The sequence below is a fragment of the Saccharopolyspora gloriosae genome (genome assembly GCF_014203325.1).
Taxonomy (GTDB): domain Bacteria; phylum Actinomycetota; class Actinomycetes; order Mycobacteriales; family Pseudonocardiaceae; genus Saccharopolyspora_C; species Saccharopolyspora_C gloriosae.
The window spans coordinates 2,869,759-2,884,484 of sequence record NZ_JACHIV010000001.1 but is presented as its reverse complement, the minus strand read 5'-3'; the positions used below and the strand labels follow the sequence as shown (position 1 = coordinate 2,884,484).

Genomic DNA, 14,726 nt, shown 5'->3' with positions numbered 1-14,726 from the left:
TCGAGGTCGCCGGGTGCCCCGCGCTCGGCGCCCGCCCGGCCACCGGCGGCTGGCGATTCGCCGTGCATCGATCCCGCGGCGAGGGAACCGCTGATGCTCCGCCCTACGCGAGTCGCCCCGAAGCGCAATTCACCACGCGGGACGCGGGGATGCCGCAGCGTTCGGCTCGGGCGCAGCCGTGGATCTGCCAGTCCAGCTGGCCCGGGGCGTGCGCGTCGGAGTCGATCGCGAACTCGCAGCCCAGCTCGAACGCCTCGGCCAGCAGCGCCATCGGCGGATCCAGGCGCTCCGGCCGCGAGTTGATCTCGACTGCGGTGCCGTGGTCGCGGCACGCCCGGAACACCTCGCTCGCGGCGAACTCCGACGGCGGGCGTCGTGAGCGCAACCGTCCGGTGCAGTGGCCGAGCACGTCCACGTGCGGATTCGCCACCGCGGCGCACATCCGGCGGGTCATCTCGCGCGAGGACATCCGCAGCTTCGAGTGCACGCTCGCCACCACGAGGTCCAGCTCGGCGAGCACGCCCGGGTCCTGGTCCAGGGACCCGTCGTCGAGGACGTCGACCTCGATGCCGGTGCGGATCCGGAACGGCGCGAGCGCCGCGTTCAGCTCGGCGACGAGGTCCAGCTGCGCCCGCAGCCGCTCGACGCTCAGGCCGCGCGCCACGGTCAGGCGCGGCGAGTGGTCGGTGAGCACCATCCACTCGTGGCCCAGGTCCCGCGCGGTGCGGGCCATCTCCTCGACCGGGCTGCCCCCGTCGGACCAGTCGGAGTGGGTGTGGCAATCGCCGCGCAGCTCGGCCCGCAGCGCGGACCCTTCCTGCTGCTCGGGGGCGTCGGCGCGCAACTTCGCCAGGTAGTCCGGGGTTTCGCCGCGCACCGCCTGCTCGATCACCTGGGCCGTGGTCTTGCCGATCCCGGCGAGCTCGGTCAACCGGCCGGATCCGGCGCGCGCGACCACGTCGTCGTGCGCCGCGACGACGTCGGCGGCCCGGCGGAACGCGCGGACCCGGTAGGTCGGCTCGTCCGCCCGTTCCAGCCAGAATGCGATCTCCCGCAACGCGGCACCGGCGTCCATCTCCCGTTGGTAGCCGGTCCTCGCCCGGATCGCACTCCGGCGGGAGGATGCGGACGGAGCACGCGGAGGCGAGGAGGCACGGTGGACGCGCGGCAACTGGAGTACTTCGTCACGATCGTCGACGAGGGCGGGTTCCACCGGGCCGCCGAACGCCTGCACGTCGCGCAGCCCTCGCTGTCGCAGGCGGTGCGCACGCTGGAGCGGGACGTGGGGGTCGCGCTGTTCCACCGGCTGGGCAGGCGCGCGGTGCTCACCGAAGCGGGCCGGGCGATGCTCGAACCCGCCCGGCAGGTGCTGCGGGACCTCGACACCACGCGCGCCACCGTCGAATCGGTGAAGGGCCTGCACACCGGGCGGGTTCAGGTGGCGGTGCTGCCCTCGCAGTCGGTGGAACCGCTGACCGCGATGATCGGGCGGTTCCACGAGGTCAACCCCGGTGTGCTCGTGGCGGTGCAGCCCGCGTTCACCGCGCCGGAGGCCGCGGACATGGTGCGTGGCGGGCGCAGCGAACTGGGGCTCATCGGCGCGGCCGAGGACTTCGCGCTGCCCGGACTGCGCGCACACCTGGTGGAACGGCAGCGGTTCGTCGTGGTCACCGGCCCCGACGGGCCGTGGGAACCGGCTCGCGCGACGGTGGGGCGCGCGGAGCTGGCCGGACAGCGGGTGATCACCTCACCGCAGGGCAACCGGATGCGCCACGTCGTCGACGAGATCATCGCGCAGGGCGTGGACCTGCGGATCGTGGTGGAGACCGCGCACCGGGAAGCGATCCTGCCGCTGGTGCTGCGCGGCGCGGGCCTGGCGGTGCTGACCGAGGGCTGGGCGGAGTTCGCGCGCGGCAGCGGAGCTCGGGTGTTCGACCTGGACCCGGCGGCCGAGCTGCGGATCTCGCTGATCCACCGGCCCGCTCCGCTGAGCCCCGCCGCGCAGCGCTTCCTCGACTCGGCGCTGCGACGATAAGCAACGCCTATCAGCCGGATGCGAACCCGGTCTTGGACGCCACCCGGACGATCGGCGTTGGATGGCGGCATGTCCAGCTACGAGATCGCGGTCCTGCCCGGCGACGGCATCGGCGGCGAGGTGATGCCGGAGGCGCTGCGGGTGCTCGACGCGGTGGCCGGCGAGTACGGCACCTCGTTCACCTTCCGGCACTTCGACTGGAGCTGCGAGACCTACCGGGAGACCGGCCGGATGATGCCGGAGGACGGCCTCGACCGGCTGCGCGACCACGATTCGATCCTGCTCGGCGCCGTCGGCTACCCCGGCGTGCCCGATCACGTGTCGCTGTGGGGGCTGCTGCTGCCGATCCGCCGCGAGTTCGACCAGTACGTGAACCTGCGCCCGGTGCGGCTGCTGCCCGGAGTGACGCCGCCGGTGCGGGACAAGCAGCCCGGCGACATCGACTTCTGGGTGGTGCGGGAGAACACCGAAGGCGAGTACTCCCGGCTCGGCGGGCGCCAGGGCGAGGGCACTCCGGCGGAGATGGTGCTGCAGACGGCGGTGTTCACCCGGCACGGCACCGACCGGATCCTGCGCTACGCGTTCGAGTTCGCCGAGCGCATCGGCAAACCGCACGTCACCTCGGGGACGAAGTCCAACGGCATCTACCACTCGATGCCCTACTGGGACGAGCGGTTCCGGGCCATCGCCGCGGAACATCCGGACGTCGCGGTCGACCAGGACCACATCGACATCCTGTGCGCGCGGTTCGTCATGTCGCCGGAGCGGTTCGACGTGGTGGTGGCCAGCAACCTGTTCGGCGACATCCTCTCCGACCTGGGGCCGGGCGTGACCGGGACGATCGGCGTGGCCCCGTCGGGCAACATCAACCCGGAGCGGCGCTTCCCGTCCACCTTCGAGCCGGTGCACGGCTCGGCGCCGGACATCGCCGGGCGCGGCATCGCGAACCCGATCGGGCAGATCTGGTCGGCGGCGATGATGCTCGACCACCTCGGCGAGCAGGAGGCAGGCGCACACGTGGTCCGCGCGATCGAATCGGTGCTGGCCGCCGGTGCCGTGCGCACCCCGGACCTCGGCGGCACCGCGAGCACCGAGGACCTCGGCAAGGCCATCGCCGCCGAGATCACCGGCTGAGCCGCCCACCGACTCCGACCGAAGTGAGCGGCCCGTCCGTCCAATCCCGATGGACGAACGGGCCGCTCACTCACTCCCTACCCCACACCGAGCCCGCCCGCACGAGCGCCGCAGACGGCTTCCGGATCGCAGTGAACGGCCCGTTCGACCAATCCCGTTGGACGAACGGTCCGTTCACTGATCGCTCAGGAGCGCGCGGCTGTCCGAGGCGCTTGCGGATGTGGGGTGAACGGCCCGTTCGTCCAATGCCGTTGGACGAACGGGCCGTTCACTCGGGTTCGGTGGGTCAGCGGAGCTTCGCGGTCGCCCAGGTGTCGAGTTCGGCTCGGGCTTCGGCGAGGAGGTCGGGGGCCGGGGCCTCGGGGCCGTTGGCGACGAGGGCGTAGTGCACGGTGCCCGGCGCGTCGGGCGCGGTGATCAGCAGGCGGTCGTCGTGGCGCTGCGCGGCGTCGCCGAGGTCGGAGAGCACCGTGGTGCGCTGCGCCCCGAAGCTCTCCGGCAGGTGCAGTTCAGTCGGCGCGGTGCCCGGTCCGTCGCGCCACACGAGCACGCCGAACTGCCCGTCGCCGACGACTTCGCGCACCGCGGGCATGTCCTCCGGGATGCGGTTCCACGTCAGGGTCTGCTCACCGTCGCGGGAGCGGTCCTCGTAGGTGAAAGCGACCGTCGTGCCGTCGACCGCTCGCGGGTACAGCCGGTCGAGGACCCGCGGGTCGGCGCGCAGGCCGAGGGTGCCGGTGTCGTCGCGGCCGACCGCGGAGAAGTCCTCCCCGTTCCACCCGTCGGCCTCGGTCTGGATCTTGTCGGGGTTCCCGTTCATCGCCTCGCGGTGGCGGTCGTAGTAGACGTCCCACTGCCATTGCGTGCCGGACAGCACCGACCCGGATTCGGCGGGCGCTCTCCACCAGTCGGCGCCGGACAGCCGCGAGTCCATGCCCTGGTAGATGCCCTTCATCACGGTCGGGAACTTGTCGGCGGTGCTACCGCCCAGCGGGTGGCCGAACTCCGAGACGAATCCGGTGGTGCCGAGGTCGGCGGCGCGGTCGCGGATCTCGGCGAAGTCCGCGGTGTTCTCGCCGTCCTCCGCCTTGCCGTACAGCCCGGATTGGGCGAGCGCGTGGTAGAAGTGCGAGTTGAACACGTAGCGGGTGCCGAGGCCGTCGAGCTCCTCGAAGCCGCCCGGTTCCTTCACGAAGGACACGTTGTTGTTCCAGAACACGGTGGGTTCCACGTAGGCGGGTTTGTCCTTCCACCCGGTGCGGTCCATGACGGCGCGGAACCGTTCGAAGAACGGCCACAGCACGTCGCGTTCCCAGGCCGCGGCGTCCTGGCCCTCGTCGAGGTTCCCGGCGTGCGGCTCGTTCATCGGGTCGAAGCCGAGGATCCGCTGGAACTGGGCTTCGGTGAGGTGCGCGGCGAGGTGGTCGAGGGTGGCTTCGGCCTGCGCGAGGAACGCGTCCTGCACGCCGACCTCACCGACCGGGGTGGGGATGCGGCGGTTCGTCCAGAAGTCGGCCTTGGCCTGCTTCACCGCCTGGTTGTTCATCATGTTCTGCCCCCAGTGGAAGCAGATTCCGCAGCTCTCCGCCGGGTAGTCGCCGCCGTCGACGACCCACTTCGGGGCGCCGTCGCCGGTGTACCAGCTGTCGGGGCGGAACAGGTGCCGGGAGTAGAGGTCCTGGTGGTAGTCGGGCAGCACCCAGAAGCCTTCGTCGGCGAACGCGGCGATCTGCTCGGTGACCTGGCGCAGGTACTGCTCGTCGATGCGGTCGGGAGCCGGTTGCACTCGTTCCCAGGACAGCAGGAACCGCACCGAGTTCGCTCCGGTCTGCTCGCGCAGCGCCACGGCGGATTCCCGGGCGTCGGCGGCGTCGGCGAACGGCAGGTTGCCGTTCTCGGCGAGCTTGACCTCGCCGGAGACGTTGTAGCCGCGCAGCACCACTTCCCGGCCGTGACCGTCCCGATAGGACACTCCCGATTCGGAGGGCACGAGGGTGAGCGTGCGGCTCGCGGCGTCGTCGGCGGGCCGCTGCGGTGCGGCCCCCGCGACGGGCGCGAGCGGGAACGCCATGAGGGACAGCGCGCAGGCGGCGCCGAGCAAGCGGATCATGCGCCACAAGCTACGAAGCCCGGACAGACCGGACAACAGCTGATCGTGAACAGTGTTCACGTTTCACTCGTTCGGCCCAGCACTGGCCCGATCACGCCGACGAATCCAGTTAGCCACTTGCCTAAAGGTATTAGGCACCTGCATAATGGTCGACATGGCACGCGCAGGACTGACCACGGAGCGCCTCACCCGCGCCGGGGCCGAACTCGCCGACGAGGTCGGGTTCGATCAGGTCACGGTCTCGGAACTCGCCCGACGCTTCGACGTCAAGGTCGCGAGCCTGTACTCGCACGTCAAGAGTTCCCCGGACCTCAAGACCAACATCGCGCTGCTAGCACTGGAGGAGCTCGCGGACCGGGTCGCGGCCGCCCTCGCGGGGCGCGCGGGCAAGGACGCGCTGGCCGCGTTCGCCGACGCCTACCGCGACTACGCCCGCGAGCACCCCGGCCGCTACGCCGCCGCCCGGCTCCCGCTCGACCACGAGACGGCCGCCGCCAGCGCCGGAGTCCGGCACGCGCAGATGACGCGGGCGATCCTGCGCGGCTACGACCTCGACGGTGACGACCAGACGCACGCGGTCCGGCTGCTGGGCAGCGTCTTCCACGGCTACGTGAGCCTGGAGTCCAGCGGCGGGTTCAGCCACAGCGCCCCCGCCTCCGAGGAGACCTGGACCCGGATCGTCGACGCCCTCGACGCCCTCCTGCGCAACTGGCCCGCGGCCTGAGAACACCAACGAAGAACCGAGAAATGCGGATCGAGATCATGAGCGACGAACAGAGCTGGACCACCACTCCCATCACCGCCGAGCTGCTGCGCGGCGCGATCGAGCTGCAGCGCACCGAGCGCGGACTGGCACCGCTGCGCCTGCCCGCGCGGGCCCGCGCGCAGTGCCCCGACGAGCGACTGCTGGTGGCGCAGGCGGAACCGTCGGGCGTGCGCCTCGTGCTGCGCACCCGCGCCACCGCCGTCGAGCTGGAGACCTTGCCGACCAAGAAGGAGTTCCCCGGCTTGCCGCCGCGCCCGGACGGCACGTACGACCTGCTCGTCGACGGCCGGCTGACCGACCGCACCACCGTCGCCGGCGGCAACGTGATGACCGCCGAGGTGACCACCGGATCCGGCGAGGTCCGTCCCGGACCGACCGGCACCGCCCGGTTCTCCGGCCTGCCCGAGCGGGACAAGGTCGTCGAGATCTGGTTGCCGCACAACGAGATCACCGAACTGGTCGCGCTGCGCACCGATGCTCCCGTCGAGCCCGTCGCGAGCGAACGCCCGGTGTGGCTGCACCACGGCAGCTCGATCAGCCACGGCTCCAACGCCGCGAGCCCCAGCACCATCTGGCCCGCGCTGGCCGCCGCCCGCGGCGACGTGGAGCTGATCAACCTGGGCTTCGGCGGCAACGCCCTGCTCGACCCGTTCGTCGCCCGCACGCTGCGCGACACCACCGCCGACGTGATCAGCGTGAAGCTCGGCATCAACGTGGTCAACGCGGACCTGATGCGGCTGCGCGCCTTCACGCCCGCCGTGCACGGCTTCCTCGACACCATCCGGGAAGGCCACCCGTCGACGCCGCTGCTGGTGGTCTCCGCGATCCACTGCCCCATCCACGAGGACACCCCCGGGCCGGGTTCGGTCGACCTCGACGCCCTGCGCACCGGGGAGCTCCGCTTCACCGCCACGGGCGATCCGGCCGAGGTCGCGAGCGGGAAGCTGACGCTGCGCGTCATCCGCGACGAGCTGGCGCGCGTCGTGCGGCAGCGGGCGGCCGACGACGCGAACCTGCACTACCTCGACGGATGCGAGCTCTACGGGGAGGACGACTCGGCGGAGCTGCCGCTGCCCGACGCCTTGCACCCGGACGCCGCCGCGCACGAGCGCATCGGCCACCGGTTCGCGGACCTGGCCTTCGGCGCCGGAGGTCCGCTCGCGAAGGCCTGAGGGACCGGCGCGGTTCTCCTTCCGCAGAGCCGTTTCCTCACGCGGCACCGTCCGGCACGGTGCGAACGCGTGCGGCCGTGACGGCACCGAACGCGAACGCGGCTCCGGCGGTGAGCGCCGTCAGCACCGCCGGCCCGACACCCGCGTCCACCGGAGCGAGCACGCCGACCAGCACCGCCTTCGCACCGGTGCAGGCCAGCAGGGCGGCGGGCACGCTCGCGGGCATCCGGTGCAGCGCTCGGTCCACGAGGCCGAACGCGGCCCGCGCGCCCAGCAGCGCGGGCACGGCCGCGCAGCACAGCACCGCGGCGTGCTCCGGCGAGCCGCGGCCCGCGCTCAGCGCGAACACGGCACCGGCGACGCCCGCTCCGGCCAGCACCAGCCACGGAGCGGGCGCCGCGGGTGCGCTCGGCTCCGGGTGCTCCGATCGGCGGAACCACCACCAGCCCGCGCCGAGCACGGCGGCCCCGAACACCGCGACCGGCCAGCGCGCGCCTCCGGTCGAGAACGAGAGCACCGCGCGCAGCACCAGCGCGCACCCGACGGCGAGCAGCACGACGTGCCACTTCAGCGCCTCCGCGACCGCCACGGAGCCGACCGCGAGCACCACCACCAGGTCGAGGCAGCGCGACCACGAGGCCGCCCATTCGACGAAGAACTCGGCACCGGCGCCGCCGTGCGCGAACGCGGCGCCCAGCACGGCGGTGACGGCGATCTGCCCGAGCCACCACGCCACCGGAGCGCGGGCGTCCGGGCGCCTGCGAGCCCGGATGAAGTCCCAGCCGAGCACGACGGCCGCGACTCCGATCGTCACCGCCCACCACGGAAACCACGCATCCATGAGCGCCTCCGGCCGCGGTCGAGATCGTCGCCCGCATCGATCTCCGGTTGTATGCCCGCCGCCGAGCCCGAGTCCACCCCTCGACCGCCGAGCCAGTCGAACGGCCTAAATCATCCACAATGGACAAATGGTCTTCGGCGCGGACCGGACCGCGGGCGGACGCGGAACGCCCACCGAACGCGGCGAATACTGTATTCTCCGAACAATCTCCTCTGAACAGCAGGAATTCGTCGTTTCGACCGCCGCGGAGCCGCTCATGCCGCCGTCCTCCTCCCCCGCACCGGCCGGACGTCAGGTCGCCCGGCCGGTGCCGCTGCGGGAAAGCGTGCACGAGGCGATCGTCGAGATGATCGTCACCGGCGAGCTGGAACCCGGCAAGCACCTGGTCGAGAAGGAGCTGGCGGAGCTGCTGGGCGTGTCCCGCCAGCCGGTGCGCGAAGCGCTGCAGTGGCTCCAGAAGGAGGAGTGGGTCGACCTGCGACCGGGCTACGGCGCGTTCGTGCACACCCCCACCGATGAGGAAGCCGACCAGCTGCTGAGCGTGCGCACCCTGTTGGAGGCGGAGTCGGCACGGCTGGCCGCGGCGCACCGCACCGAAGAAGGCGTGGCCGAGCTGCGCGAGATCCACGCGGAGGGGGTGCGCGCGCTGGATGCCGACGACATCGAGGCGGTGGTGCGGGCGAACGCCGCACTGCACGCCCGGATCACCGCGCTGTCCGGCAACCGCGTGCTGGGCGAGCTCGCCGACCAGGTGCACCGCCGAGTCCGCTGGTACCACACGCCGGTGGCGCGCTCGCGCGGCAAGAAGTCCTGGGACGAGCACGCCGCGCTGATCGACGCCATCGAACGCGGCGACGGCGACCGCGCCGCCGACCTGATGCGCGAGCACACCGAACACACCCGCCTCACCTACCTGGGCCGCGCCGAGACTCCGCCGAAACCCACCCGCAAGCGCAAACCGAAGCCCTGACCCGGCGACGACCAAACCGGGGCCCGGCGCGCACATTTCGCCGCTGCACCACAACAACTTCGTCGCACGCAGAAACCAGCAGCTCCCACGCGCCGCTCAAGCCGCACCAGTCCTGTCAGCGGCGAAGCCGCTGAGCAGCGACCAGCCAGAGCAAAACGACCACCCGCGGGTTCTCAGTGGCTTCCTCGCGAGGACAGCTTTTTCCCTCGTGGCGGAGCCACTCGGGAAAAAGATCCCGCAGCGAGGAAGCCACTGAGGTTCCGCCACCCGACCACACCACAAGGCAAAAACGAACAATCCTCAATGGAGTTTTTACTTGATGGTGGGAGTTGGGCCGCCATCAGTGCGTATTGCGGATCGGGCTCTGGACAGCTCGCGGGCCGAGGAGTACGCCTAGCTCATACGGTATGCAGTATGGAGCTCCACCGAGGGTGCGCCGATCGGCGAGCAGTGCCGGGCGCGCGGTGAGGAGATGAGCACCGAATGGCGAATTCCGGTCCTTCCGCTGACGACACCGAACTGATCTCCGGCGGCCACCTGGTCGCGAAGGCGCTGCGCGCCGAGGGGGTCGACACGATCTTCACCTTGTGCGGCGGGCACATCATCGACATCTACGACGGCTGCGTCGACGAGGGCATCTCGGTCATCGACGTGCGCCACGAGCAGGTCGCCGCGCACGCCGCCGACGGCTACGCCCGCATCACCGGCCGGCCCGGCTGCGCCGTGGTCACCGCCGGTCCCGGCACCACCGACGCGGTCACCGGCGTGGCGAACGCGTTCCGCGCGGAGAGCCCGCTGCTGCTGATCGGCGGTCAGGGCGCGCTCGCGCAGCACAAGATGGGGTCGTTGCAGGACTTACCGCACGTGGACATGATGTCGCCGATCACCAAGTTCGCCGCCACCGTGCCGCACACCGAGCGGGTCGCGGACCTGGTCTCGATGGCGTTCCGCGAGTGCCACCACGGCGCTCCCGGGCCGTCGTTCCTGGAGATCCCGCGCGACGTGCTCGACGCGAAGGTGCCCGTGGACCGGGCGAGGGTGCCCGCGAGCTACCGGGCCTCCACGCGTTCGGCAGGCGACCCGGAGGCGATCGAGCGGCTCGCGGACCTGCTGGTGCACGCGGAGAAACCGTGCATCCTGCTGGGCAACCAGGTGTGGACGTGCCGGGCCACGGACTCGGCGGTCGAGCTGGTGCGCGCGCTGGACGTGCCCGCGTTCATGAACGGCGCGGGGCGCGGCACGCTCGCCCCGCAGGACCCGCTGCACTTCCAGCTGGCGCGCCGGCACGCGTTCGCCCACGCCGACCTGATCGTCATCGTCGGCACCCCGTTCGACTTCCGGATGGGCTACGGGCGCAGGCTCTCCCCGCAGGCCACCGTGGTGCAGATCGACCTGGACTACCGCACGGTGGGCCGCAACCGGGACGTCGACCTGGGCATCGTCGGCGACGCCGACGCGGTGCTGCGGGCCACGGCCCAGGCCGCGTCCGGGCGCCCGGCGAACGGCTCGGCGACCCGCAAGGAGTGGTTGCGGGAACTGCGCGAGGTCGAGCAGGCCGCCTACGACAAGCGCCTGCCCCGGCAGCTGTCCGACGCCTCCCCCATCGACCCGTACCGGCTGGTGCACGAGATCAACGAGTTCCTCACCGAGGACTCGATCTACATCGGCGACGGCGGTGACGTGGTCACGTTCTCCGGCCAGGTCGTGCAGCCCAAAGCACCCGGGCACTGGATGGATCCGGGGCCGTTGGGCACGCTCGGCGTCGGCGTCCCGTTCGCGATGGCCGCCAAGCACGCCCGCCCGGACCAGGAGGTGGTGTGCCTGTTCGGCGACGGCGCGTTCAGCCTCACCGGCTGGGACTTCGAGACGATGGTGCGCTTCGATCTGCCGTTCGTGGGCATCGTCGGGAACAACTCGTCGATGAACCAGATCCGCTACGGCCAGGCGCAGAAGTACGGCGCGGACCGCGACCGGGTGGGCAACACCCTCGGCGACGTGCCCTACAGCGAGTTCGCCCGGATGCTCGGCGGCCACGGCGAGGAAGTGCGCGATCCCGCCGAGATCGGACCGGCCCTGCTGCGCGCCCGGGAATCCGGGAAGCCCTCGCTGATCAACGTGTGGATCGACCCGGACGTGTACGCGCCGGGAACCATGAACCAGACGATGTACAAGTGACCCTCCGGTCGCGGTGAGCCGGGACGACCCGCTCGCCGCGGCGACCGCCGGAGCGCGCGGCGACCGGAATCTCCCGTCACCGCCCGGCATTCCCCGCCATCGCGGGACGGCTTCGAATCGCCCTTCTCGGGAGCGAAGGAGTGACGATCATGAGCACCGCACTGCAAGGCGTCCGGGTGCTGGACATGACGCATGTCCAGTCCGGACCGTCGGCGACCCAGATCCTCGCGTGGCTGGGCGCGGAAGTCCTCAAGCTGGAGGCCCCGGCCGGCGACATCACCCGCACCCAGCTGCGGGACGTGCCGGACGCCGACAGCCTCTACTTCACGATGCTCAACGGCAACAAGCAGAGCATCACGCTGAACATGAAGAGCACCCGCGGCAAGGAGCTGTTCACCGAGCTCGTCCGGGACGCCGACGTGCTGGTGGAGAACTTCGGGCCGGGCACGGTCGACCGGATGGGCTTCGACTGGGACCGGCTGCGCTCGCTGAACCCGGCGCTGATCTACGCCTCCATCAAGGGTTTCGGCGACGGGCCCTACACCCACTACAAGGCCTACGAGGTGGTGGCGCAGGCGATGGGCGGGTCGATGGCCACCACCGGGTTCGAGGACGGCCCGCCCACCGCGACGGGCGCGCAGATCGGTGACTCCGGCACCGGCATCCACACGGTCGCGGGCATCCTCGCGGCGCTGCTGCAACGTGAGCGCACCGGGCGCGGGCAGCGGGTGTCGGTGGCGATGCAGCATGCCGTGCTCAACCTGTGCCGGGTGAAGCTGCGCGACCAGCAACGGCTCGCGCACGGGGCGCTGCGGGAGTACCCGAACGACGAGTTCGGCGCCGAGGTGCCGCGCTCCGGCAACGCCTCCGGCGGCGGCCAGCCCGGGTCCGCGCTGCGGTGCAGTCCGGGTGGGGCCAACGACTACGTGTACGTGATCGTGCAACCCGTCGGCTGGGCACCGATCGCCCGGTTGATCGGCCGCCCGGAGCTGATCGACGATCCGGACTGGGCCACGCCGGAAGCGCGGTTGTCCAAGCTGGACAAGATGTTCCGGCTCATCGAGGAGTGGACGCTGCGCCACGGCAAGTGGGACGTGCTCGCGCGGCTGACCGAGCAGGGCGTGCCGTGCGGTCCGATCCTGTCCACCCGCGAGCTGATCGAGGACGCCTCGCTCGCCGACAACGGCATGATCGTCACCGTCGAGCACCCGCAGCGCGGTCCGTACCGGACCGTCGGCTGCCCCATCAAGCTGTCCGACTCCCCCGCCCACGTCACCCGATCCCCGCTGCTGGGCGAGCACAACGAGCAGATCTACCGGGATCGGCTGGGCGTGGACGCCGCCGAACTGGCCGAGCTCAAGGCGAACGGAGTGATCTGATGGGCCACGACAAGCAAGCGGTGCGCCGGGTGCTCGACGCGGTGCTCGCCGAAGGGCGCTCGGCGTTGACCGCTCCGGAGGGCCGAACCCTCTGCGACGCCTACGGAATCCCCGCCGCCGCCGAAGGGCTCGCGCGCAGCGCGGAGCAGGCGGTGCTGCTGGCCGCCGACATCGGCGGACCGGTCGCGCTGAAGATCGTCTCGCCGGAGATCCTGCACAAGACCGAGGCCGGCTGCGTGCTCACCGGGATCGAAGGCGCCCAGAACGTGCGCGCGGGCTACGAGACGATCCTCGACCGCGCCCGCCGGTACGACGCGAACGCGACGCTCACCGGAGTGCAGGTGCAGCAGATGATCACCGGCGGGCACGAGGTCATCATCGGCGCCACGACCGATCCCACGTTCGGCAAGGTCGTCGCGTTCGGCCTCGGCGGCGTGCTGGTCGAGGTGCTCGAAGACGTCACCTTCCGGATGGCCCCGATCAACGCGTCGGAGGCCCGCGGCATGCTCGGCGACATCAAGGCCGCCGCGGTGCTGCGCGGAGCCCGCGGGGCCGAACCCGTCGATGCGGCGGGGCTGGCAGGCGTGCTGCACCGGCTGTCCGCGCTGGTCACCGACTTCCCCGAGATCTCCGAGTTCGACCTCAACCCGGTGTTCGCCGCGCCCTCCGGCGCGATCGCCGCCGATGTGCGGGTGCTGCTCGACCCGGACGGTGCGCGGCGGCCCCGGCGGCGTTCGCGCGAGGAGATCCTGCGGGCGATGAACAAGCTGATGCGGCCCGCCTCGGTCGCCGTGATCGGCGCGTCCAACGAGGACGGCAAGATCGGCAACTCGGTGCTGCGCAACCTCGCCGACGGCGGCTACGGCGGGCGCATCCTGCCGGTCAACCCGAAGGCGGACACCGTGCTCGGCCACCGGGCGTACCGCAGCATCGGCGACGTGCCGGGCGAAGTGGACGTAGCGGTGTTCGCGGTACCCGCGAAGTTCGTGCCCGCCGCGTTGGAGGAGTGCGGCGCGAAGGGCGTCGCGGCGGCCGTGCTCATCCCGTCCGGGTTCGCCGAAACCGGCGAGACCGCACTGCAGGACGAGGTCGTGGCCATCGCCGAGAAGCACGGAATCCGGTTGCTGGGGCCGAACATCTACGGCTACTACTACACGCCGCACGACCTGTGCGCGACGTTCTGCACGCCCTACGACGTGCGCGGCGGGGTGGCGCTGACCTCGCAGAGCGGCGGCATCGGGATGGCCATCCTCGGGTTCAGCCGCACCACCCGGACCGGGGTGTCGGCGATCGTCGGGCTCGGCAACAAGTCCGATGTGGACGAAGACGACCTGCTGGCGTTCTTCGAGCAGGACGAGCACACCAAGTGCGTCGCGATGCACCTCGAAGACCTCAAGGACGGGCGGGCGTTCGTCGACGCGGCCCGGCGGATCACGCGCACGAAACCGGTGGTGGTGCTCAAGGCCGGGCGCACCGAACTCGGCGCGCGGGCGGCGAGTTCGCACACCGGCGCGCTCGCGGGCGACGACAAGGTCTACGACGACGTGCTGCGCCAAGCGGGTGTGGTGCGCGCCCCCGGCCTCAACGACATGCTGGAGTACGCCCGCGGGCTGCCGGTGCTGCCCACCCCGCAGGGCGAGAACGTCGTGATCATCACCGGTGCGGGCGGTTCCGGGGTGCTGCTGTCCGACGCCTGCGTGGCCAACGGGTTGCGGCTGATGGACGTCCCTCCCGATCTGGACGAGGCGTTCCGCCGCCACATCCCGCCGTTCGGCGCGGCGGGCAATCCCATCGACATCACCGGCGGTGAACCGCCCCGCACCTACGAGGAGACCATCCGGCTGGGCCTGCGGGATCCGCGCGTGCACGCGCTGATCCTCGGGTACTGGCACACGATCGTCACGCCACCGATGGTCTTCGCCGAGCTCACCGCCCGCGTCGTCGCCGAAGCCCGCGCCGAGGGCATCAGCAAACCGGTCGTGGCCTCGCTGGCGGGCGACGTCGAGGTCGAGCAGGCGAGCGACCACCTCTACGACCGCGGGGTCGTCGCTTACCCCTACACCACCGAGAAACCGGTGGCCGTGCTGGGCGCCAAGTACCAGTGGGCCCGCGCCGCCGGATTGCTGGACTGACGACGAGGAGGT

General features: G+C 71.4%; 11 protein-coding genes. 8 read left to right on the top strand and 3 right to left on the bottom strand.

What is annotated here, in order from left to right:
- Positions 1-103: 103 nt before the first annotated feature.
- Positions 104-1,075, bottom strand: a complete 972-nt coding sequence (locus tag BJ969_RS12750) for a PHP domain-containing protein (protein WP_184479153.1) — start codon at positions 1,073-1,075, stop codon at positions 104-106.
- A gap of 81 nt (positions 1,076-1,156) precedes the next feature.
- Between BJ969_RS12750 and BJ969_RS12745 the strand changes: the two genes are divergently transcribed.
- Together BJ969_RS12745 and BJ969_RS12740 are read left to right on the top strand one after the other, a co-directional pair.
- Positions 1,157-2,035, top strand: coding sequence for a LysR substrate-binding domain-containing protein (locus BJ969_RS12745; RefSeq protein ID WP_184479152.1), 879 nt, complete (start codon positions 1,157-1,159; stop codon positions 2,033-2,035).
- Between the two features lie 69 nt (positions 2,036-2,104).
- Entirely contained in the window at positions 2,105-3,169 is a 1,065-nt protein-coding gene (locus BJ969_RS12740) for a tartrate dehydrogenase (RefSeq protein ID WP_184479151.1), read from the top strand.
- A 286-nt stretch (positions 3,170-3,455) separates the two neighbouring features.
- Here BJ969_RS12740 and BJ969_RS12735 read toward each other — a convergent pair whose 3' ends face one another.
- Positions 3,456-5,279 carry a cellulase family glycosylhydrolase gene (locus tag BJ969_RS12735; RefSeq protein WP_184479150.1) on the bottom strand — a complete coding sequence of 608 codons (1,824 nt, stop codon included), beginning with the start codon at positions 5,277-5,279 and terminating at the stop codon, positions 3,456-3,458.
- A 154-nt stretch (positions 5,280-5,433) separates the two neighbouring features.
- Between BJ969_RS12735 and BJ969_RS12730 the strand changes: the two genes are divergently transcribed.
- Together BJ969_RS12730 and BJ969_RS12725 are read left to right on the top strand one after the other, a co-directional pair.
- Positions 5,434-6,003 carry a TetR/AcrR family transcriptional regulator gene (locus BJ969_RS12730; RefSeq protein ID WP_184479149.1) on the top strand — a complete coding sequence of 190 codons (570 nt, stop codon included), beginning with the start codon at positions 5,434-5,436 and terminating at the stop codon, positions 6,001-6,003.
- 38 nt (positions 6,004-6,041) lie between these two features.
- The gene (locus BJ969_RS12725) at positions 6,042-7,217 is read left to right on the top strand and encodes an SGNH/GDSL hydrolase family protein (protein WP_221315801.1); all 1,176 of its coding nucleotides are present in this window, start codon (positions 6,042-6,044) and stop codon (positions 7,215-7,217) included.
- Between the two features lie 37 nt (positions 7,218-7,254).
- Here the strand turns inward: BJ969_RS12725 and BJ969_RS12720 are convergent, their stop codons facing one another.
- The gene (locus tag BJ969_RS12720; protein WP_184479147.1) at positions 7,255-8,058 is read right to left on the bottom strand and encodes a hypothetical protein; all 804 of its coding nucleotides are present in this window, start codon (positions 8,056-8,058) and stop codon (positions 7,255-7,257) included.
- Positions 8,059-8,314: 256 nt separating this feature from the next.
- On the opposite strand from BJ969_RS12720, the gene BJ969_RS12715 reads away from it, so the two are divergent.
- The 4 genes from BJ969_RS12715 (at position 8,315) to BJ969_RS12700 (ending at position 14,714) form a co-directional block, all read left to right on the top strand.
- Positions 8,315-9,028 carry a GntR family transcriptional regulator gene (locus BJ969_RS12715; RefSeq protein WP_184479146.1) on the top strand — a complete coding sequence of 238 codons (714 nt, stop codon included), beginning with the start codon at positions 8,315-8,317 and terminating at the stop codon, positions 9,026-9,028.
- Between the two features lie 483 nt (positions 9,029-9,511).
- A complete protein-coding gene (locus BJ969_RS12710) occupies positions 9,512-11,203 on the top strand; it encodes a thiamine pyrophosphate-binding protein (protein ID WP_184479145.1) in 1,692 nt (563 codons plus the stop codon).
- A 149-nt stretch (positions 11,204-11,352) separates the two neighbouring features.
- On the top strand, positions 11,353-12,582 hold the full coding sequence (frc, locus tag BJ969_RS12705; RefSeq protein WP_184479144.1) for a formyl-CoA transferase: 1,230 nt from the start codon (positions 11,353-11,355) through the stop codon (positions 12,580-12,582).
- On the top strand, positions 12,582-14,714 hold the full coding sequence (locus BJ969_RS12700) for an acetate--CoA ligase family protein (protein ID WP_184479143.1): 2,133 nt from the start codon (positions 12,582-12,584) through the stop codon (positions 14,712-14,714). The genes frc and BJ969_RS12700 overlap by 1 nt, the downstream gene beginning before the upstream one ends.
- Positions 14,715-14,726 lie beyond the last annotated feature (12 nt).